19 protein-coding genes are annotated in these 21,370 nt (G+C 62.7%); 7 read left to right on the top strand and 12 right to left on the bottom strand.

The annotated features are described in order from the left end of the window. The first annotated feature begins 92 nt into the window (after nucleotides 1-92). Complete coding sequence (locus tag MMB74_RS01870; protein ID WP_277426888.1) at nucleotides 93-1,208, top strand: alpha/beta fold hydrolase; 1,116 nt, start codon at nucleotides 93-95, stop codon at nucleotides 1,206-1,208. Between the two features lie 130 nt (nucleotides 1,209-1,338). On the opposite strand, the gene MMB74_RS01875 is transcribed toward MMB74_RS01870, so the two are convergent. From MMB74_RS01875 to MMB74_RS01895, 5 genes are all read right to left on the bottom strand, one after another. Next, nucleotides 1,339-2,337, bottom strand: a complete 999-nt coding sequence (locus tag MMB74_RS01875) for a transketolase C-terminal domain-containing protein (protein ID WP_277426889.1) — start codon at nucleotides 2,335-2,337, stop codon at nucleotides 1,339-1,341. Next, a complete protein-coding gene (locus MMB74_RS01880) occupies nucleotides 2,334-3,179 on the bottom strand; it encodes a transketolase (protein WP_277426890.1) in 846 nt (281 codons plus the stop codon). Before MMB74_RS01880 ends, MMB74_RS01875 begins: the two co-directional genes overlap by 4 nt. A 36-nt stretch (nucleotides 3,180-3,215) precedes the next feature. Then, a complete protein-coding gene (locus tag MMB74_RS01885; RefSeq protein WP_277426891.1) occupies nucleotides 3,216-4,541 on the bottom strand; it encodes an MFS transporter in 1,326 nt (441 codons plus the stop codon). Nucleotides 4,542-4,692: 151 nt separating this feature from the next. Beyond that, a complete protein-coding gene (locus MMB74_RS01890; RefSeq protein ID WP_277426892.1) occupies nucleotides 4,693-5,442 on the bottom strand; it encodes an SDR family NAD(P)-dependent oxidoreductase in 750 nt (249 codons plus the stop codon). Nucleotides 5,443-5,556: 114 nt separating this feature from the next. Then, nucleotides 5,557-6,444 (bottom strand): LysR substrate-binding domain-containing protein, encoded by an 888-nt coding sequence (locus MMB74_RS01895; RefSeq protein ID WP_277426893.1) that lies wholly within the window; start codon nucleotides 6,442-6,444, stop codon nucleotides 5,557-5,559. Nucleotides 6,445-6,763: 319 nt separating this feature from the next. Here MMB74_RS01895 and MMB74_RS01900 point away from each other — a divergent pair, with 319 nt between their 5' ends. The 4 genes from MMB74_RS01900 (at nucleotide 6,764) to MMB74_RS01915 (ending at nucleotide 11,355) form a co-directional block, all read left to right on the top strand. Continuing rightward, the gene (locus MMB74_RS01900) at nucleotides 6,764-8,290 is read left to right on the top strand and encodes a sugar ABC transporter ATP-binding protein (protein ID WP_277426894.1); all 1,527 of its coding nucleotides are present in this window, start codon (nucleotides 6,764-6,766) and stop codon (nucleotides 8,288-8,290) included. Nucleotides 8,291-8,321: 31 nt separating this feature from the next. Next, nucleotides 8,322-9,317, top strand: a complete 996-nt coding sequence (locus MMB74_RS01905; RefSeq protein ID WP_277426895.1) for an ABC transporter permease — start codon at nucleotides 8,322-8,324, stop codon at nucleotides 9,315-9,317. Nucleotides 9,318-9,347: 30 nt separating this feature from the next. Next, nucleotides 9,348-10,364: a substrate-binding domain-containing protein gene (locus MMB74_RS01910; RefSeq protein WP_277426896.1), complete on the top strand. Its 1,017-nt coding sequence runs from the start codon at nucleotides 9,348-9,350 to the stop codon at nucleotides 10,362-10,364. Between the two features lie 103 nt (nucleotides 10,365-10,467). Continuing rightward, complete coding sequence (locus MMB74_RS01915) at nucleotides 10,468-11,355, top strand: amidohydrolase (protein WP_277427120.1); 888 nt, start codon at nucleotides 10,468-10,470, stop codon at nucleotides 11,353-11,355. Here MMB74_RS01915 and MMB74_RS01920 read toward each other — a convergent pair. After that, a complete protein-coding gene (locus tag MMB74_RS01920) occupies nucleotides 11,282-11,728 on the bottom strand; it encodes a TCP-1/cpn60 chaperonin family protein (RefSeq protein ID WP_277426897.1) in 447 nt (148 codons plus the stop codon). The two genes, MMB74_RS01915 and MMB74_RS01920, sit on opposite strands and share 74 nt — an antisense overlap. A gap of 415 nt (nucleotides 11,729-12,143) precedes the next feature. Here MMB74_RS01920 and polX point away from each other — a divergent pair, with 415 nt between their 5' ends. After that, nucleotides 12,144-13,904, top strand: a complete 1,761-nt coding sequence (polX, locus tag MMB74_RS01925) for a DNA polymerase/3'-5' exonuclease PolX (protein WP_277426898.1) — start codon at nucleotides 12,144-12,146, stop codon at nucleotides 13,902-13,904. Here polX and MMB74_RS01930 read toward each other — a convergent pair. Continuing rightward, nucleotides 13,858-14,541: a phosphoribosyltransferase family protein gene (locus MMB74_RS01930; RefSeq protein WP_277426899.1), complete on the bottom strand. Its 684-nt coding sequence runs from the start codon at nucleotides 14,539-14,541 to the stop codon at nucleotides 13,858-13,860. The genes polX and MMB74_RS01930 overlap by 47 nt on opposite strands. 285 nt (nucleotides 14,542-14,826) lie before the next feature. Here MMB74_RS01930 and MMB74_RS01935 point away from each other — a divergent pair, with 285 nt between their 5' ends. After that, the gene (locus MMB74_RS01935) at nucleotides 14,827-16,128 is read left to right on the top strand and encodes a DUF3326 domain-containing protein (RefSeq protein WP_277426900.1); all 1,302 of its coding nucleotides are present in this window, start codon (nucleotides 14,827-14,829) and stop codon (nucleotides 16,126-16,128) included. Here MMB74_RS01935 and MMB74_RS01940 read toward each other — a convergent pair. The 5 genes from MMB74_RS01940 to acsA are packed head-to-tail and all read right to left on the bottom strand — an operon-like array spanning nucleotide 16,110 to nucleotide 21,306. After that, nucleotides 16,110-16,376 (bottom strand): acyl carrier protein, encoded by a 267-nt coding sequence (locus tag MMB74_RS01940; protein ID WP_277426901.1) that lies wholly within the window; start codon nucleotides 16,374-16,376, stop codon nucleotides 16,110-16,112. The genes MMB74_RS01935 and MMB74_RS01940 overlap by 19 nt on opposite strands. Next, nucleotides 16,373-17,518 carry a dihydrolipoamide acetyltransferase family protein gene (locus MMB74_RS01945; protein ID WP_277426902.1) on the bottom strand — a complete coding sequence of 382 codons (1,146 nt, stop codon included), beginning with the start codon at nucleotides 17,516-17,518 and terminating at the stop codon, nucleotides 16,373-16,375. Before MMB74_RS01945 ends, MMB74_RS01940 begins: the two co-directional genes overlap by 4 nt. A 28-nt stretch (nucleotides 17,519-17,546) precedes the next feature. After that, nucleotides 17,547-18,524 carry a pyruvate dehydrogenase complex E1 component subunit beta gene (locus MMB74_RS01950; protein WP_346780664.1) on the bottom strand — a complete coding sequence of 326 codons (978 nt, stop codon included), beginning with the start codon at nucleotides 18,522-18,524 and terminating at the stop codon, nucleotides 17,547-17,549. Further along, the gene (gene pdhA / locus MMB74_RS01955; RefSeq protein ID WP_277426904.1) at nucleotides 18,524-19,543 is read right to left on the bottom strand and encodes a pyruvate dehydrogenase (acetyl-transferring) E1 component subunit alpha; all 1,020 of its coding nucleotides are present in this window, start codon (nucleotides 19,541-19,543) and stop codon (nucleotides 18,524-18,526) included. Before pdhA ends, MMB74_RS01950 begins: the two co-directional genes overlap by 1 nt. Further along, a complete protein-coding gene (gene acsA, locus MMB74_RS01960) occupies nucleotides 19,540-21,306 on the bottom strand; it encodes an acetate--CoA ligase (RefSeq protein WP_277426905.1) in 1,767 nt (588 codons plus the stop codon). Before acsA ends, pdhA begins: the two co-directional genes overlap by 4 nt. Between the last annotated feature and the right edge of the window lie 64 nt (nucleotides 21,307-21,370).

The raw sequence follows: 21,370 nt of genomic DNA on the forward strand, positions 1-21,370 counted from the left end.
CCGCAGTGCCATACGCGTGCCGCGCGCCCAACCCGATCCGAGCGTTGCGGCGCAAGCGCCTAGCCGGCTGCGTGCATATGAAAGGAACCGTTATGCCGAAACAACGATCGATCAAATCCAAGGATTTCGCGCTATCGAGCGTGCCGGCGTTCTGGCCAATGGCGATGGCGGCCGCGTTATTCGAGCAGGGCGTGCAGTTGTACGCGAAGAATCTGAAGTTCGTCGACGAGGAAATCAAGATCAACGAGGAACTGAGGCCGTCGATGGCGACACCTAATCGCGTGCGCCTCGATCTGCGGACCATGGTTCTACGCGAGTATGGAACGCCTGGAGGAATACCCACGCTCGTCAACGCGCCTTATGCGGGCCACACCGCGATGATCGCCGATTACAGGGACGGGCAGAGCTTGGTGCAGACGCTTTTGTCGAATGGCGTGGGTCATGTCGCACTGACCGACTGGAAGAGCGCGACGTACGACATGAAGGATTTGGAGATCGACAATTATCTGGCCGAAATCGTCGTGGCGATCGACGATTTGGGCGGCCGCGTCAATCTCATTGGGTTGTGTCAGGGCGGCTGGGTGTCGGCGATGATCGCGGCCCGCTTTCCTGAGAAAGTCAATTCGCTCGTGCTGGCCGGCGCGCCCATCGATACGGATGTCGGCGATGCGCCGATTACCCGGATGGTGCATGAGTCGCCGTTGTCCTTCTATGAAGAGTTGGTCGCGCTCGGCGGCGGGCTCATGAAGGGCAAGTTCATGCTGCAGGGTTGGAAGAACATGCATCCCGAGCAGCATTACGTGCAGGAACAGATCGATCTTTACGAGCACATCGACGATCCTGCCTACGTTGCGAAGGAAGAGGCGTTCGAAAGCTGGTACGAGAACCCGATCGATTTGCCGGGACGTTGGTACTTGCAAGTCATTGGCCAACTCTTCAAGGAGAATCGATTCGCAAAGGGGCAGTTCGTCGGGCTCGGGCGCAAGCTCGATCTACGCAACATCACGTGTCCGGTCTATCTTCTGGCGGGTGCGGCCGACGATATTACGCCGCCTGCACAGGTTCTCGATGCGGAGAAATACCTCGGTGCGCCGAAAGAGCGCATCGTCAAGAAAACCGTGCCGGGCGGCCATATCGGATTGTTCATGGGGCAGCGCACGCTTGCGCAATATTGGCCGCAAATCGCGCAATGGGTGAGTCACTCGTAGTCAATATCGACGCGCCCGGGCGATACGCGCGATTGCCATAGCGCTGAATCGGATGCGATGACGGGCCGCGCGACCGGCGCGGAAAGCAATTGGGTCGACGGTACCCGTCAACGGCAACCGTGCCGATCGATCAGCCGAGCCATCCCTTGATGTTTTTGGCCATGACTTCGGTCGAGATGCCGTAGCGCGCGTGGAGCGTGGGCAGCGCGCCCGCATCGAGAAAGGCATCGGGCAGCGCGATCTGCCGGAAGGTGCCGGTGAAGCCTGCCTTCACGAGCTCGCATGCGACGGCCTCGCCGAGCCCGCCAATCACCGTATGGTTTTCCGCCACCACCACCATGCGGCCGCTGCGTTTGGCTTCGCGCACGATCGTGTCCGTATCGAGTGGCTTGATGGTCGGCACATGCAGCACGGCGACATCGACATGATCGGCTTGCAGCGCCTTCGCGACTTCGACCGAGCGCATCGTCATGATGCCCGACGAAATCAGGAGCACGTCTTTGCCGTCGCGCAGAAGCTTGGCCTTGCCGAGCTCGAACCGGTAGTCGTACTCGTCCAGCACCGCGGGCACGTTGCCGCGCAGCAGCCGTGCGTAGACGGGCCCCGGGTGCGCGGCGATCGCCGGCACCATCTGCTCGATATCGAGGGCATCGCACGGGTCGATTACGGTCATGTTCGGCATCGCGCGCATCAACGCTAGGTCTTCCGCCGCCTGGTGACTCGGCCCGTAGCCCGTCGTCAAGCCCGGCAGCGCGCACACGAGCTTCACGTCGAGGTTATCCTCGGCAATGGTTTGATGGATGAAGTCGTATGCGCGCCGCGTCCCGAAGACGGCATAGGTCGTGACGAACGGCTGAGCGCCCTCGTGCGCGAAACCCGCCGCTGCGCCCATCAGCAATTGTTCCGCCATGCCCATCTGGTAATACCGATCGGGAAACGCTTTGGCGAAGATGTGAAGATCCGTGTACTTGCCTAGATCGGCGGTCATGCCGATGACGCTGGCCTTCGTGCGCGCCAACTCTACCAGCGCGTGACCGAACGGGGCGGAACGGGTAGCCTGGCCTTCCGCCGCGATCGAAGCGATCATCGCGGAAGTTTTGAGGCGAGGTGCTTTTGCGATCGTGCTCATGCTTGTCTCCCGGCTTCGAGTGCTTCGAGCGCGAGTTGCCACTCATGCGCATCGACTCGAATGAAATGGTTCTTCTCTCGTTGTTCGAGGAAGGGGACGCCGCATCCCATCTTCGTGTCGCAGACGATGATGCGCGGTTGCGGTTCGTCGTACTGGCGTGCGCGCTCGAATGCGCGCGCAACGGCATCGAGGTCGTTGCCATCGACGCGTTGCACGTACCAACCGAATGCTTCGAGCTTCGGAACCAGCGGCTCGAACGCCATGATATGCGTGGACGGGCCGTCGGCTTGCTGATTGTTGACGTCGACCACCGCGATGAGATTGTCGAGCTTCCAGTGCGATGCGGACATCAGGCCTTCCCACACCGCGCCTTCGTCGAGCTCGCCGTCGGAGAGCAGCGTATAGACGAATGCGTCGGAGCCTTTGCGCTTGAGGCCCAGACAGCGCCCGACGGCGATGGTCAGCCCCTGTCCCAGCGAGCCGCCCGACATTTCCATGCCCGGGGTGTAGCTGGCCATGCCGGACATCGGCAGGCGGCTATCGTCGCTGCCGTAGGTTTCGAGTTCATCGGCCGGCAAAATACCCGCTTCGAACAGCGCCGCATAGAGCGCGATCGCGTAGTGCCCGTTCGAGAGCAGGAAGCGGTCGCGGCGTTCCCATTCGGGATCTTCGGGCCGGTAGCGCATGGCGCCGAAGTAGGCGACGGCCAATACATCGGCGATGTCGAGCGCCTGACCGATATAGCCCTGTCCTTGCACTTCGCCCATCAACAACGCGTTTCTTCGGATCCTGTATGCGCGCTCGGCAAGCGAAACCTCCGGCGCGATTGCTGTGTTATCCATCCATGACTCCTGTGATATCGAAAGATTCGCGGCTTTTCAATGATTGACCGACTTCGCCGGGACGAGGAACACGAGCAGTGCGCCCAGCGTGACGGAGAGCGAGATGAAGATCAGGCCCGCGGTCGATTTGCCCGTCAGATCGTTGAGCCAGCCGACGATGGCCGGGGAAAAGAAGCCTGCGAGATTGGCGAAGCAGTTGACGGCGGCGATTCCTGCCGCGGCCGATACGCCCCCGAGCAGGGCGGTCGGCAGCGACCAGAACTGAGACGATGCGGCGAGAATCCCAGCCGATGCGATGCTCAGGCAAACGATCGATGCGCCGACACTTCCAAGCAAGGGCAGGGCGGCGAAGCCCGCGACCGAAACGAGCATCGGCACGGCCAGATGAAAGCGCCGCTCGCGTAGCCGGTCGGCGCTCATGCCGACGAGCGGCAGTGCGACGATGGCGCACAGATACGGAATGGCGGTGAACAGGCCAACCCACAACGGATCCGAGACGCCTGTCTTGCGAATGATGGTGGGCAGCCAAAACGTCAGTCCGTATTGACCGAGCACGACGCAGAAATAGATCGCCGCCAGCAGCCACAAGCGGCGGTCGCCGATGAACGCTTTGATCGAAGCGTGGGCGGTTTTGTGTGCGTTATCGCCTGCGACGTTGCGGGCTAGCAGATGCTTTTCCGCTTCGGTGAGCCACTTCGCGCTTGCAATGCCATCGTCGAGATAGAGCAGGATCACGACGCCGAGCACGAGGGAAGGCAGTGCTTCGAGTAGAAACAGCCATTTCCACCCGGTGAGCGCCATCACGCCCTGCAGCGAATGCATGATCCATCCCGAGAGGGGCCCGCCGAGAATGCCCGCGAGCGGGATCGCCATGAAGAAGATCGAGAGCGCCTTCGCGCGGCGTGCGCTCGGGTACCAATAGGTGAGATAGAGAATGACGCCCGGCGCGAAACCCGCTTCGGCAACGCCTAGCAGAAAGCGAAGCGCGTAGAAGGCCGTCGGCGATTTCACGAAGATGAAGCTGGCGGAAATGACGGCCCAGGTCAGCATGATGCGAGCGAGCCACTTGCGTGCGCCAACTTTATGAAGAATGACGTTGCTCGGCACTTCGAACAGGAAGTAACCGAGAAAGAACACCCCCGCGCCCATGCCGTAGATCGTTTCGCTAAACCGCAAATCGCTGAGCATCTGCAGTTTCGCGAAGCCTACGTTGACGCGGTCGAGGTACGCGCCGAGATAGCAGAGCATGAGGAACGGAATGATTCTACGGCTGACCTTCGCGTAGGTTCTAGCCTCGAATGTCGCCGACTCGCTATCGGCAGCCGCATCGGCGGCGGGTGATGCCGCGTAAGTGGATTTCATCTTTTGTCTCCTGTGGGCCGAGCCCCGGGCGCTGTCGATCTGTGATCGCTCGCTGCGGCGTAGCACGCAGCCAGGCGCGGTGCGTCGGCTACCCGATTCCCGTGTTGTCCCGGGTGTCAGTCACGAAAGCCGCATCGGTGCGGCGGGCTTGTCAATGGATCAGCATGCCGCCGTTCACGTCCAGCGTGATGCCTGTCAGGTACGTCGACAGATCGCTCGTGAGGAAGACGCATGCATTGGCCACATCGGCCGCATCGCCGAGCCGGCCTAACGGAATCCCTTTGATGATTTCCTCGCGCATCTGAGGCGAGAGTTTGTCGCCCGTGATGTCGGTCTGGATCAGCCCTGGCGTGATCGAATTGATGCGGATATGGTCCGGGCCGAATTCGCGCGCCATCGCTTTGGCCAATCCCAACACGCCGGCTTTCGCGGCGCTGTAGTGCGGGCCGCCGAAGATGCCGCCGCCGCGCTGCGCGGAGACCGAGGACATGCAAACGATGCTGCCGCGCTTGCGCTCTTTCATTGCGGGGATCACGGCTTGCGACATGTAGAGGGTGCCGCGCAAATTGACGTCGACGATGGCGTCGAAATCCCTGGCGCCGATCTCGAGCGTACGCACCGGTTGCGTGATGCCTGCGTTGTTGACGAGGCCGTCGACTTGGCCGAAGCGTTCCAGCGTGGCGCGCACCGCGGCAACGCACGCGGCTTTATCCGTGACGTCACAGGCGAGACCGAGATGCGTCTTGCCCAGATCGGCCGCGGCGGCTTGCGCGTCTTCCTTGCGCAAATCGATCACGACCACGTGAGCGCCTTGTTCGGCCAGCGCCTTCGCCGTTGCCTTGCCGATCCCGCGCGGCGAGGCCGCGCCGGTGACCATGACGACTTTGTTCTCGAGCAACATAGATTGTCTCCTGGGTGTTGATTGGTGCCCGTAGTTTTCGCTGAAGGGCCGGCCGAAACAACGCGGAAACGCTCAACCATCGCTGAGAAAAATTCAGATGACGATGCGCGATGCCTACGAGCGCGCGGATGCCTCACGCTCCATCCAAGCGAGAAACCGTTCGACGCGCGGTAGGTCGGCGTTTTGATTCGGGTAAACGAGGTGATGTGCGCCCACTTCGACCGCCTGCGCTTGGTCGAAAACAGGCACCAACAGTCCTTCTCGCATCTTCACGGAGGCAAGCATCAGGCTTTCGAGCGCAATGCCCAAGCCGAGCGCAGCCGTTTCGATCGACATATACGAGCGGTCGAACGAGAAGTCGAAAGTCTTCTGCGCCGCGGGCACGCCGGTGCGGCCGAACCACTGCTTCCACTGGACGAGCGGCGTCTCCGAATAGATCAGGCGATGCGTGAGCAAATCGGCCGGTGTGTGAACGGGGTTGCGTTCGAGGTAGCTGGGCGAAGCCAGCGGGGCGATGTACTCGCCTCGAATCGTCCTCACTTCGAGGTTGCTCCAATTGCCGTAACCGTGCCGGATATCGACATCGTAGTAGCCGTTCGAGAACGAGATGTCCTCATACGAACACGCCAGATTCAGTTGGATGTCGCCGTTCGCCTCTTGGAACGAGGAAAGTCGCGGCAGCAGCCACATCAGCCCGAAGCTCGGGCTGGAATGCACGCGCAAGATGTCGACCTCCCTGCGGCTCGAGGCCCGCTCGGTGGCACGGCTCAAATCGGCCAGGGAGCCCGTCACGTCGGCAAGGTAGCGTTCCCCGGTTGGCGTCAGCGCGAGGCCGCGCCCCGACCGTTGGAACAACGGTTGGCCGATGATCGATTCCAAGTTGCTCAATTGGTGGCTGACGGCAGAGGCCGTCAAGCCGAGCTCCTCGGCTGCGCGATTGACGCTTTTGGTTCTCGCGACGCTCTCGAACGCGATGATGGCTTTGAGCGGTGGGATACGCATCGTGAAATATTTTTCAGCCTTAGTTGAACGAAACCGCGTTGCTTGCCCGCGGTCGACGCTGCCATTCTGTGCCTACACCAAACAGACACCAATGACGCGGCGCACAACCGCGCAGGAGACTTCGATGCATTATCCGCATTTCGCTTCCATTGCGCGAACGCCGGCGCCCGCCAGCATGTAGGCAAGCAATCGTGTGACTCGGCTTGCACAGGAGGGCGGTTCGCGTTCCGCTTGTCGTTCCGATCCCCGCTCGAATCATTCGCGCCCGCTGCATGGCGCCGCGCGCGCACCGCCAATCCGCTGCGATGGGAGACTTCGAATGGCGCAATTGCCGTATGTATTGTCGGCGCGCTCGATCGTAAAACGCTTCGGCCCGACGAGCGTGCTGAAAGGGTGCGATCTGTCGATTGCGCCAGGCGAGGTGCATGCCTTTCTCGGCGGCAACGGCGCAGGTAAGTCGACCTTCATCAAAATCGTCTCGGGTCAGTATGAACCCGACGGCGGAACGCTCGAATTCGACGGAAAGCGGTTTGGCAGAGCGGCCGCCACGCAAGTCGCGGACGGCGCGATTTCCGTCGTGAACCAGGAGCTCGCGCTGCTGCCGCATTTGTCGGTGGCGGAAAACATCGCGATGCCGCGGTTCAGGCGAGCGGCGCAAAAGTACAGCGAACATGCGTCGGTAGCGCTCGCGACCGAAGCGCTCGCGCTGATCGATCCGCACTTTGCGCGCGAAGCGGCTGGCCGTTTGGTTGGCGATCTGACGTTGCACGAGCGGCAACTCGTCGAGATCGCGCGTGCGCTGGGCTCGGGTGCGAAGCTTCTTCTGCTCGACGAGCCCACGGCGAATTTGACGGCGGCGGAGACGGGACGTCTGTTTGCGGTGATACGGCGGCTCGTGAAGGAGCGAGGCCTTTCGGTGCTGTTCGTCTCGCACAGGATGCGCGAGATTCGGCAGATTGCTGACGTCTGCACGATCATTCGCGACGGAAAGACCTCCGTAGACCGGGTAGCGCTGAGCGCGATCACGGACGGCGAAATCGTCGAGCGCATGGGCCAGAGCGTTGCGACTGAAACGCATTCGGGATCGCGAGCGCAAGCGCAATCGAGTGCGTCGTCGGGCGCAGGCGCTGTCCAACACGCGGCGCAGGGCGATGAGTTCGCCCTCGCATGCTCGGACATCACGCTGACGATTCCCGGCGGTTCGATCGTGGGACTAGCCGGCGCGCCAACCGGCCCGATTGCGTTGATCGAAGCGTTGACCGGACAAGCGGTTCGCCGCGAATGGTCGATCACGCGTAACGGCGCACCGATGAGATATGGGAGTTGCGCCGCGGCGGCGTGCGCCGGCATCGGCTTCGTTTCGGGCGACCGAGCGAACAAGGGCATCCTCGCCACGCTGCCGATCATCGACAACCTCATGGCTGCGCGGCGCATCGTCGAGCGACGCGGTATCGCACGCGGCGAGGAAGCCGAGCGCAGTGCACGCTTGATCGAAGCGCTGAATATCCGGGCGCGTTCGCTGTGGGATTTGCCCGCGACATTGAGCGGCGGGACGCAACAGAAGCTGCTGATTGCGCGCTGGCTGCCGCTCAAACCCAAATTGCTCGTGCTGGAAGAGCCCACGCGGGGCGTCGACATCCGCACCAAACGCGAGATTTACGCCTTGATCCGCAAGTTGATGGCGCAAGGGACCTCGGTGCTTTGGTGGTCGACGGAATACGTCGAGCTCGTCGAGTTGTGCGAGACGGTGCTGACGTTCGATTTGGACGGTCGCCCGACGGGTGTGCTGAACGACGCCCGCGTGAACGAAACGGACCTGGCCCGCGCAACAGGCATGGCGGCCTAGGGCCCCCTCGCTATTCCAATCGGAGACAACGATGAAGTCGGTCACCCATGCCCTTGCCAGCGAGCGAGACCAGCCACGCCGATACGCTCGGCGCTTGCTGTCGACGTACCGCACGGAAATCGCGATAGCGATCGCCATCGCGATCGTCGAATTGGCGGTTGGCGCGCTCGTGCCGGCCGCGCTGTCCGGCGGCAATATCGCCAACGTCATGCAGGCCTGCGCGCCGCTCGCGATCATGTCCTTCGGCGTGCTGCTCGTCATCATCACGGGCGGTATCGATCTTTCGGTCGGCTCCGTGTTCTCGTTGACGGGCATGGTGACGGGCCTTGCCATGGCGCATGGGTACGGCGCAATCGCGAGTAGCCTGGCGGGGTTGTCGGTGGGCGTGCTCATTGGGGCGATCAACGGAGCGCTCGTCACGTTCGTGGGCCTTGCGCCATTCGTCGTGACTTTGAGCACCTACGCCATTGCCGGGAGCCTGGCGTTCATCGTCACGAACGGCAATTCGCTGCCGATTTCCAATCCCGACTATTGGCTGCTCGATGCCGGCGCGCTGGTGCCGGGCGTGCCGAACTATCTGCTGTGGTGCTTGCTGCTGCTCGTTGCGATCGAACTGTCCCTGCGCAAAGTCGTGGCCGGTCGCTGGCTGTATGCGGTCGGTAGCAGCAGTTCCTCCGCGCGGGTCATCGGCATCCCAGTCGATCGCGTGCGCCTCGCCGCTTATCTGCTATCGGGCCTGCTGGCATCGTTCGCGGGCATCGTCAGCGTGTCGTACGTGAGCAATGCCGAGGCGACGGCCGGTTCGAGCCTGATGCTGCAGGCGATCGCCGCCGTGGTGATCGGCGGCGCGAGCCTATTCGGCGGGACGGGTTCCGCAATCGGGGCGCTGCTGGGTTCGCTGATGATCACGGTCATCCAAAACGGCGCCAACCTGATCGGCGTGAACAGCTTCTGGCAGGGCGCCGTGACGGGCGTCGTCATTCTGATCGCGGTGCTGGTCGACCGCATGACCAAAGCGCGGCGCTAAGCCGTATCAACGAGGCTAAAGGAGACAAGCGTGAACCTCACTCTTTCGAACAACGGTAGTGGATCGGGAAAGTCGTTGAAGAGCCTGATAGCGGCAACCGCGTTGCTGGCCTGCGCCGCGCTACCCCAAACGGCGTTCGCGCAAAGCAAGCCGACCGTTGCTTACATTGCGCCGTCGTTGGACATTTCGTATTGGCAATGGGTGGCCTACGGCGTCAAGCAGCGCGCCCAGGAACTGGGGATGAACTACGTCGAACTCACATCGGAGAACTCGCCCGCGAAGCAAATGGACAATGTGCATACGGCGCTCACGCGCGGCGTCAGCGCGATCGTCATGGGGCCGGTCAGTTCGACGAGCACACCGCCTGTCCTACGCGTGCTGAAGGAAAAGTCGGTGCCGATCGCATTTGCCGGTATCGGGCCAGCAGCAGGGCAGACCGACTTCACCTCGGCCGTCACGGCCAACAACTATGAAACCGGCAAGGCGCAGGGCGCTTACGTCTGCAAGTTGGCGAAGGAACGGGGCGGCAACAAAATCGCGATGTTGTCGCTGCCACTCGACAGAGAAAACGCACAGAAGTACATGAAGGGTGCGCAGGAATCGTTCAAAGCGGATGGGTGCGACCTGGTCCAGGTGCTGCAGACGCATGGCTTGACCGTCAATGAAGCGATCGCCCAGGCCAATGACGTGCTGACGGCGCACCCGGATATCAAAGCGATTTACGGCATGTACGACGAAGCCGCGATCGGTGCGGCGAAAGCGCTGCAAACGAGAGGGCTGGCGGGCAAGGTTGCCGTCGTCACCGCCGACGGCAGCCCGACGACCATCCGTCTGTTGAGAGAGGGTGTGATCCAAGGCGTGTTTCTGCAAGAAGCAGTCGGCCAAGGGATCGACGCCACCACGCAGGTCTATAACGCACTGAACCACAAGCCGACGACGCGAGAAGTCGCATTGAACGAGCCGCTCGTGACGCATGACACGATCGATCGATCCGACGCGCAAGCCAAGCTCAAGCGTGTCTATCCGCCCTCGGCCGGGAGCTATTGACCGATTGACGGATTGATCGATCACGCGATGTGCGACCGCCGCGCTGCCGCGGCGGCGCTTCGTTCGCAGCGAAACGACACGTTCAGGAGAAGTCATGGAAAGCTTGCCCATCATCGACCCGCATCATCACCTCTACGATTTGCGCACGGGGAACTACCCGTGGCTGCAGGGGCCGATGCTCGAACGCGTGTTCGGCGACTATTCGGCGATTCGCAAAGACTATCTAATCGAAGATTTCTTGGCGGATATCCAGCGCCAAAACGTGGTGAAGACCGTGCACTTGCAGGTAGAGTACGACCACAACGACCCGGTGGCCGAGACACGCTGGCTGCAAAGCGTGGCGGATCGTCATGGCTACCCGCACGGCATCGTCGCTTTTGCCGATCTGGCTTCGGACGGCGTGCAGTCCGTGCTCGAGGCACATTGCGAATACTCCAATGTGAGAGGCATTCGGCAATGCTTGAACTTTCATCGCGATCCGGTGAAGACGTTCATCGACGATCGGCATCTCATGAGCGAGCGCCGTTGGCGTCGCGGCTATGCGCTTCTCGAGCGCTACGGCCTATCGTTCGATTTGCAGCTCTATTACACGCAGATGGAGGAGGCGCTCGCGCTCGCGCGCGATTTCCCCAATACGCAGATGGTGCTCAATCATACGGGGATGCCCGTCGATCGCGCCCCCGAGGAAATCGATGGATGGAAAAAGAGCATGAAACTGTTGGCCTCTGCACCCAACGTCTCTTGCAAGATTTCGGGGCTGGGTATGGGCGATTGGACATGGACCGTCGATAGCATTCGCCCGTTCGTGCTGCACGCGATCGAAGCGTTCGGCGTAGAGCGATGCATGTTCGCGAGTAACTTTCCGGTCGACAAGCTCTTTAGCAGCTATGACGATGTGTTCGACGCGTTCAAAGCGATCACGAAGGATTTTTCCACGGATGAGCGGCGTGCGTTATTTCATGACAATGCCGAGCGCGTGTATCGGTTGTAAATAGATGGCCCCTGCGGCGCGCGAAGGGGAGCGGGTTCGGAAAAAGCCGCCGAACTCGGCAGCGTGATTCGACAATGATGGCTTGCTCAAGGGTGGAGGCGGTCGTGGTGCCGTCGCCGGCCACCTCGCTCGTTCGGGCGGCCACGTCACGCAACAATTGCACGCCCATCTTCTCGAACGGATCCGGCGCGTCGACCGAGTTGGCGACGATGACGCCCGAGTTCGCAACGGTCGGCAAATGCCCCTCGTGCTCGACGATGACAGTGCGGCCGGCGGGGCCGAGGGTCACCTTGACCGCTTCGGCCAGGGTATTCACGCCCCGGAGGAGAAGTTGACGCGCTTCCTGATGAAAGACGATGGCTTTTCCCTGCATGACCGCGCTCCGATGGATGGCGCGTCGGCGTTGACTGGGCTTTCTTCAGTGAATCGACGCGAACCGATACATCACGCCGTGTCGACGGATCATTGTTCCGCAATCGCGCGCGGCCAGGCTTCACGACGATCAAGACCTAGCGTGGGCGCGCGCGAGCGAGTCCGATCGCGCGGCTGCCGTTCGTTGACTCACGTCAATATGAACCGGGACATGGGGACTACGCTGAACACGAATGCCCGCCGGCAAGGCACTGGCGGTGCGGCGATGTTCATACTTTAGCGAGGGGCGCGCCATGAATGCTCGCACGAGATCGTTCGGACGCGGCGAGCGTGTGCCCGTCGATCCCGAACACGAACACGATCCCGGCGCCCATCGGTTGAGCGCAGGCTCGCGACGCTAGCGCGGTCGTGCCGTCATGCCGCTTCACAACGCCGACATTGCCTCGATCTTTCTAGAGATCGCAGACCTGCTCGAAATCCAGGGGCAAAATCCGTTTCGCATACGGGCTTACCGCAACGCGGCGCGGTCGGTGGGCGAGTTCGGCAAGAGCGTGGCGGAGATGATCGAGCAGAACGAAGACCTCAAGGCGATCCCCGGCATCGGCGACGACCTGGAGAGCAAAATGCGAGAGATCGCCGCAAGCGGGAAGTGCGATTTGCTCGAGCAGCTGCATCACGAGATGCCGGCGGCGATCACCGAGCTGCTGCAGGTGCAGGGGCTGGGACCGAAGCGCGTCCGCTCCATTCACGATGCGCTTCACGTGCAGACGATCGATGCGCTATACCGTGCGGCGAAGGAAGGGAAAATTCGCGTTCTGCCCGGCTTCGGCGAAAAAACGGAGGCGCACATCGTCGAGACGATAGAAGCGCATCTGCACAAATCGCGCCGCTTCAAGCTGGCGCTGGCGGAGCAGTACGCGCAGCCGCTCATGGCTTATCTGAGCGCGACGCCCGGCGCGGACGAGGTTGTCGCTGCGGGAAGCTTTCGGCGCCGCGCCGCAACGGTGGGCGATCTGGACATTCTCGTCGCCGCGCATGATGCCGCTGCCGCGGCCGCCGTCATGCGACGTTTCGTGCGCTACGACGAGGTCGCCGAGGTGTTGTCGCGCGGCGAGACGCGCGCGAGCGTCACGTTGCGCAATGGTATGCAGGTGGATCTACGCGTGATCGCCCCCGCAAGCTTCGGCGCCGCGCTCGTGTATTTCACGGGCTCGAAGGCGCATAACATCGCCATGCGCCGTATCGCTCAGGCGCGCGGGTTGAAAATCAACGAATACGGGGTATTTCGGAAAGACACACGTATCGCCGGCGAGACCGAGGAATCGGTGTACGACGCAATCGGGCTGCCGTGGATTCCTCCGCCATTGCGGGAAAACCGCGGCGAACTCCAAGCGGCCGGCGCGCATCGTCTACCGGCGCTCATCGAGCGCGGCGACCTGCGGGGCGATCTTCACGCGCATACGAGCGCCAGCGACGGGCACGATAGTGTGCTCGACATGGCGCTCGCGGCGCGCGAGCGCGGCCTGTCCTATCTCGCGATCACCGACCACTCGCGCCGCTTGGCAGTCGCGCATGGTCTCGATGCCAAGCGCCTCGCGAAACAAATCGAAGAGATCGATCGGGTCAACCGTACGCTGGACGGCATTACCCTGCTCAAAGGCATCGAGGTCGATATTCTGGAGGACGGAAGCCTGGATTTGCCCGATGCGATCCTGATGCGTCTGGACGTCGTCGTGGTTGCGGTCCATAGCCACTTCGACTTGCCTCGCGCGAAACAGACCGAGCGCGTGCTGCGCGCGCTCGAGCATCCGTGTTGTTCGATCCTTGCGCACCCGACGGGACGATTGATCGAAGAGCGAGAGCCGTGCGACATCGATATCGTGCGCGTCATTCGCAAGGCACGCGAATGCGGATGTCATCTCGAGCTGAACGCGCATCCGGAGCGGCTCGATTTGGCCGACACGTATTGCCAGATGGCGAAGGCGGAAGGCGTGCTGGTGTCGATCGATTCGGATGCGCACGGCCGGATCGATTTCGACAACCTGCGCTACGGCATCGACGAAGCTCGGCGTGGTTGGCTCGAAAAGCGCGACGTGCTGAACACGCGAACGCTCGATGAACTGCGGCCGCTCATTCGACGCCCGGCGATGGCGACGGCTTCGAATCTGCGCGGTTGAGTTCGAGCAACGCGGCCTGTTTCAGCATTTGAATGGCTTCATCGTCATCGACCTGAGAGAACGAGCGATAGAACTCGCCAACCGCGTAGAAGGCGGGAGGGGTCTGAAGACAGACGACCAAATCGGCGAATCGCCTGACGTGCTCCAAGCTCTCCGGCGCCGCCACCGGTACGGCGCATATGAGCGTTGCCGGGTTCGCCGCTCTAACGGCGTGAAGCGCGGCGATCATGGTTGCGCCCGTCGCTAGCCCATCGTCCACGACGATGGCGATGCGCCCGGCTGGGTCGGCCGGCGGACGCACTGCCGAGTATTGGCTTCGGCGCATGTGAAGCACTTCGAGTTGATGCTGTTTTTCTGCTTCGAGATAGCGGTCGCTGATGCCAAGATCGGCGATGTGCTCAGATAAATAGGTCCAACCGGTTTCGTCGATCGCGCCGATCGCCAATTCGGGCTGAAAGGGCGCGCGCAGCTTGCGTACGAGAACGACGTCGAGCTCGCCTTGCAAGCGCGCCGCAAGCACGCTGCCCATCTCCAGCGCGCCGCGCGGTATCGCGAGGACCAACGGGCGATGGCCGCGGTATCGATCCAGGCTCAACGCGAGCTGTTCAGCGGCATCTTTGCGGTCGGCGAATATCATGGACGCTCTCCTTCGATGTGGCCGCGCGCTTCGCCCGGCAGACGGCCTGCGTGGAACGCGTCCGCCGCCATAGGCACAACGGCATGGCCCACTGCATCGAGCGTATGCGCCGCGCGTTCTGTGGTGTTGATGTGTGTCAATCCCACGGTTCTCCCCGCGCCCATAATCCATTTTGACGCCTTGTTTGCCCTCGGGAGGCCAGCCATGCAAGTGCGAGAATTCGGACTTGACGTTCCGGTCGACTCGTCATCGGCGCCATCCCTTTCCTGGCTCGAAAAAAAGGTAATGACGCAGATCGGGGCCGCTTCGATCCCCGTCAGATTCGTCGTCAACGCTATCGGTGAGACGTCGTGGCGATGCGACGTTGCAGTCGTGGAGAGCGTGGCGCCCGAGTTGACCGCGCGCTCGCACTGCCTCTTTGAATTCAGGAAACGCGAGGCGGAAAATACGCAGGCATTCAACGTTGCGCTGGTGATTCCAACCGGCATCGCCTGCACGATCGGCGGGCACGCGGGCGACGCGAATCCCGTGGCGAAGCTGTTGGCGTCGGTGTGCGACACGCTCATTACACACCCGAACGCGGTCAATGCGTCGGACCTGAACGAATTGCCCGCCAACGCGCTCTACGTGGAAGGCAGCACGCTGTCCCGGCTCTTGATGGGGACGGCGGGGCTGCGTCCCACGCGCGCCAATCGCGTGCTCGCCGCTGTGGAAGCGCATGAGCAAGCCCCCGTGCTGAACGCGGCGCTCAACTCGGTTGCCGCGGCCGTCGCCACTTTTGGCCTCTCGTCCACGGGCGTGGTCCTGATCGATCCGGCGCTAAAGCTCGCGTCGCGTATGACGCCAGCGGGGCGGGCGAGCGGGGTCGTTCTGCATCTGGACCGCCTGCTCGATGTGGTGCGAGCAAGGCGCGGCCAATTCGACGCGCTTGCCATCTCGACGCGCATCGAGGTGGACGCCGCTTGCCGTGCGGCCTACTACCGGAGCCACGGCGAACTGGTCAATCCCTGGGGCGGGGTCGAGGCCTTGCTGACACACGCCGTGTCGACGCTGCTGGATATCCCCGCCGCGCACGCGCCGATGTACGAGTCCGTTGCCGTCGCGCACGAGGACGTGGGCGTCGTCGACGCGCGTATGGCGGCAGAAGCGATATCGATCGGCTTCTTCATGTGCGTGCTCAAGGGGCTGCAGCGCAGTCCCCGGATCGTTGTGGACAAGGCTTCCATGCGTGCGCTCGGCGTGCTCACTTCGATGGACGTGTCTTGCCTCGTGATCCCGGAAGGCTGCATCGGACTGCCGACGTTGGCAGCGCTCGAGCAGGGCATCCCGGTGATCGCGGTGCGTGGCAATACCAGCATGATGCACAACCGGCTGGCCGATTTGCCGTGGGCGCGAGGCCAACTCCACGAAGTCGACAGTTATCTGGAGGCGGCTGGGGTGATCGCGGCATTGAAGGGCGGCATCGCGCCGGATACATTACGGCGGCCGCTACCGGCGCTGCATGTGGGCAGGCCGGCCCACGCGCCGGAACGCGCAACGCGGCCTGGGGCAGCGCTGCCCGAGCCCGACTATCTGCCCGACTTGTGAGGCGAGTTCACCTTGTTCACGAGGTAAGTCACGATATCGGCGAGCGTGACGAGCTTCTGGTAATCGGCTTCGGGGATCTCGACGTCGAGCCGTTCATGCAGTCTCAACAGGAAGTTGAGCCAGTCGATCGAATCGAGGTCGACCTGAAGGCGAAGCGGGCGATCGTCGCGTAGCGACGGCGCCTCGAGTTCTGGTGCGATGGATTTCAAGGTCGCTACCACGATGGTGCGGACATCGGTATCGTTCATCGATTCAACTCCTCGGGGTGCTGCAGCGCTTCGCTGAGCTCGAGCAAGAACAATGCGCCGCGGTGCCCGTCCGATACGCGATGATCGGCCGAAAGGCTGGCGGTCACCGCGGGCATGACCTTCAGTCCGCCGTTTTCCGCCCACGGCCGCTCCGCGATGCGGCCGAATCCCACCAGTGCGACCTGGGGCGGGTAGATGACGCCGAAGACCTCGGTGGCGCCCTGTTCGCCTAGGTTCGTCACCGTGATGGTGGGTTCCGAGAGCTCCGAACTCTTCAACGACCCCGCCCGGCAGCGCGCAGTAAGGTCCATCAACTCGTGCATGATTTTCGTCATCGGCTTGATATCGGTATCGAGCAGAGCCGGCGCGATCAGCCCGCCTTGGCGCAGCGAAATCGCTACGCCAATGTGAACCTGCCGAGCCGCCGTAAAAGCGCCCTCACGATAGAAGCCGTTCAATTCGGGGAAACGCTTGAGGGTCACGGCCACCGCCTTAAGCAGCAGCACAACCGGAAGCACCCGCTCGCTGATCGACCGTTTCTCGTTCTCGGCCGCGAGCCAAGCCAACGCTTTGCCTAGCGGGATCGTCTCGCAGGCGTAGTAATGCGGAATTTCGCGCTTGGAGCGTTCCATCGCGCTCGCGATCACCTTCCTCATTTCCGCGGACCGATCGAGGGGGGCGCTCGCGGGCATGGGCGTGGCGGCGCGGGCGATGCGCTGCATGACGTCCTCGAGCGTCACGGAACCTTGCGGCCCCGTGCCGGCGATGGCGTCCAGATCGACGTGATGTTCCTGCGCGTGCTTGCGCGCCGCCGGCGAGATCCTTCGGCGCGGCGTTGCCCCGGCGGCGATTGCGACGGCTTGCTGTGTTCCGGCCTGTACGGGCGCCGCCGCGTGGGGCGCCTCGCCGGGTTCGAGCAAGATGGCCATGGGCGTACCCACAGGAACTTTCTGGCCGGGTTCGGTGATCAGTCGATCGACAACGCCGTCCTGCCAGCTTTCAACGTCCACCGCGGCTTTGCTCGTGTCGACGACGGCCACCACCTGGCCTCGTTTGACGGCATCCCCCGGCTTCACCTTCCATTCGAGCAGTGTCCCCTCGTCCATGTCGGCGCCCATGGAAGGCAGCGTGAATTCGATCATGGGTGGGGCTTATCCGAGTGTGAGGCGTTCAAGGAAGAAGCTGCCTGACAGAGGCGACGATCTTGTCGACCTGCGGCAATGCGGCCTCTTCCATGTGGCGGGCGTAAGGAATGGGCACCTCTTGCGCGCACACGCGCGCCACGGGCGCATCCAGCTCATAGAAGACCTGCTCGACGATGCGCGCCATGATTTCACCGGCCACGCTCGCGCTGCGCCAGCACTCGTCGACGATCACGGCACGCCGACACTTCGCCACGGACGCCATGATGGTCGCATCGTCCAATGGCCGCAGCACGCGAAGATCGACGACTTCCGTTGCAATGCCGTCGGCGGCGAGTGCTTCGGCCGCCTGCAACGCCTTCTGCAAGGAGCCGCCGTAGGCAAGTATGGCAACGTCGTTGCCGACGCGCCTGACTTTCGCCGAGCGGATGTCCACGCTCGTCACGTCGTCCGGCACTTCGCCTTCCATGTTGTAGAGCCCGGCGTGCTCGAAGATCAGCACCGGGTCCCGATCGGCGAGAGCGGGGGCGAGCATGTAGCGCGCATCTTCGACGGTGGCGGGCGCGAGCACCTTGATGCCGGGAATGCCCGCATACCAGCCTTCGAAACTGTGCGAATGTTGCGCCGCGACCTGACGGCCCGCACCCGTTGCCATGCGCACGACGAGCGGCACCGAGAATTGCCCGCCCGACATATGGTGATAGAGCGCAGCGGTGTTGACGATCTGATCGAGCGCGAGCAGGCTGAAGTTCACCGTCATGATTTCGACGATGGGCCTCATCCCGCCAAGCGCCGCGCCAATGCCCGCCCCGGTGAATGCGAGCTCGCAAAGCGGCGTGTCGCGGATGCGCTCTGGCCCGAACGCTTCGAGCAGCCCTGCCGAGACCGCATAGGTGCCGCCATATCGGCCCACGTCCTCGCCCATCAGAAATACCCGCGGGTCGCGCGTGAGCGCTTCGGTCAAGGCCTCGCGCAGCGCCTCGCGGTAAGTGAGTCGGTGGCTCATCATGCACCTGTCTCGGGCGTGTACAGATCCTTCGCCAAATCTTCGATTCGCTCCCACGTGCCGGCTTCGGCGAAGGCCACCGCGCGTTCCACTTCCGCGCTTGCGGCGGCATCGAGTGCGAGGAATTCGTCTTCCGACAGCTTGCCTTCGGCCTTCAGGCGTTGCGTGAACGTGTGGATCGGACCGCGCGTTTTCCACTGCTCGACTTCGGCCTTTTGACGATAGCGTTCGGCGTCGTACATCGAGTGCGCGCGGAAGCGATAGGTGCGCAATTCGAGGAACATTGGGCCTTCGCCGTTTCGTACGTAAGCGGCCGCTTCCTTCGTTGCTTCGTGCACGGCGACGATGTCCATGCCGTCGGCCGAGCGCGCCGGCATGTTGTAGGAGGCCGCTTTCGAGCACAGGTCGGTTTGCGACTCGCTGCGTTCGATCGCCGTCCCCATGGCGTAAAGGTTGTTTTCGCAGCAGAAGAGCACCGGCAGCTTCCACAGGGCGGCGAGGTTCATCGATTCGTGAAAGGCGCCCTCGGCCACCGCGCCATCTCCGAAAAAGCACACGGTGACGCGCCGATTCGGTTGCATCTTTTCGGCTAGCGCAAGCCCGACCGCCAGCGGCAAGCCACCGCCGACGATCGCGTTACCGCCGAACAGCCGCGCGTGACGGTCGAACAGATGCATCGAGCCGCCGCGGCCGTGTGCGCAGCCTTCGAGCTTGCCGTACATCTCCGCCATCAGGACGGGCATCGGCATGCCGCGCACCAGCGCGTGAGCGTGTTCCCGATAAGTAGCGACGATATTGTCCGCGGCGGTCAACGCGTGCAACGCGCCGACGCCGGTCGCTTCCTCTCCGATATACAGATGCAGAAAGCCCCTTATCTTGCCGGCGCCGTAAAGCTCGGCGCATTTCTCTTCCAGCCGGCGCACGCGCACCATGTCGCGCAGCAGACCCAGCGCGAAGTCCTTTTCGTAGGGCACCGGTCCGGAGGGCGGCAGCGGCGCGGGATGATCGACGCTCGTCATGGGGAAGGTTCCAGCGTCGATGTGTCGCCTTCGGCGAGACCCAGTTCGCGCGCCTTGAGCAACCTGCGCATGATCTTGCCGCTGCGGGTGTGAGGCAGTTGCGCGACGAAAGCGATTTCCTTTGGCGCGACGGCTGCGCCCAGGCGCCGTCTCGCGTGCGCAAGCAGTTCCATGCGAAGGGCTTCGCTCGCGTCGAAACCGATGTTCAACGCGACGAATGCCTTGACCGATTCGCCCACGACCGGGTCCGGTTTGCCGATGACGGCGGCTTCGGCGACGGCCGGGTGCGCCATGAGTGCGCTTTCCACCTCGAACGGCCCGATCAAGTGGCCGGCGGATTTGATGACGTCGTCCGTCCGGCCGACGAACCAGAAGTAGCCGTCCGTATCACGTTGAGCCAAATCGCCCGTCAAATACCATTCTCCCGCGAAGCTTTTGGCGTAGCGAGCCTCATTGTTCAGATAACCTCTGAACATGGAAGGCCAGCCGCGTTTGAGCGCCAACTCGCCTTGCGTGCCGGCCGCTTCGATGATCTGCACGCTGCCGTCGTCGCGACGCTCGACGATCGCCGCATCGATGCCAGGCAGCGGTCTGCCCATCGAGCCTGGCTTAATGTCGAACGCTGGCGTGTTGGCGATCATGATGCCGCCCGTCTCCGTTTGCCACCAATTGTCGTGAATTGGCAGGCCAAGCACGTCCTTGCCCCACCAGACCGCCTCGGGGTTCAAGGGCTCTCCCACGCTCGCAACGAACCGCAAGCGCGGGAACGTATATTTTTTCGCGATGTCGGCGCCGGCTCTCATCAGCATGCGAACGGCCGTTGGGGCGGTGTACCAGACACGAACGCTTTCGTCTTGGAGGATGCGGTACCAGCGTTCGGCATCGAAGTCTTCGCGATCGATTACTGACGTGACGCCATGCAATAGCGGTGCGATCACGCCATAGGACGTGCCGGTCACCCAACCGGGATCCGCGGTGCACCAATACATGTCGTCGGCATGCAGATCGAGCGCATAGCGCCCGGTGACCCAATGCGTCACTGCGGCTTCATGCACATGCAAGGCGCCCTTCGGCGTGCCGGTGGTGCCGCTGGTGAAATGCAGCAGGGCCGTGTCTTCCGCCGACGTTGGCTCGTATGTGCAGACATCGGATGCCCCGCCCATCAACGCAGCAAAATCCAGCGTGCCGGGAGCGCTCGTCGCGCAACCGTCCTGCGCCACTAGCATCGCATGCTTCAATGTAGGCATCGCCTCGCGCCGATTGGCGATCTTTCTTTCGTAAAGCGCATCGGTGGTCACGAGCAGCGCCGCCTCGCCCAAGTTCACGCGGGTGGCGATCGGTTCGGGGCCAAAGGCTGAAAACAACGGGGAAACGACGCTGCCGTTCTTTAGGGCGCCGAGCAACGCGATATACAGTTCGGGGATGCGAGCGGCGAGGATGAAGACCCGGTCTCCTTTGCCGATGCCCAAACTGCGCAACACATTGCAAAAACGATTGGTGAGTGCCGCGAGTTCCCCGAAGGTGATGTCCCGCACCTCGGTATCGCGCCCCAGGAAGCGCAGAGCAGTCTTGTCTCGTAGCTTCGTCGCGCAGTGCCGATCGACGGCCTGATACGCGATGTTGATTCCGCCGCCGGCCTCGGGTGTCAGCGCGGCTGCTGCATCGGCCCAAGAGAAACGGCTTCGCTCGAGTTCGTAGTCGCGCAAATTAGGGACGACCTGCAGGTCGGCAGCGGTCTTGCGGATAATTGACGATGCGTTCATCGATGCCATTCCCGCTGCGAGGCGCGCGGACCGATCCGACGGACCGGACTCAAGGCGCGAGGGG

It is taken from the genome of Trinickia sp. Y13, from assembly GCF_029522115.1.
In the GTDB taxonomy this organism is placed as follows: domain Bacteria; phylum Pseudomonadota; class Gammaproteobacteria; order Burkholderiales; family Burkholderiaceae; genus Trinickia.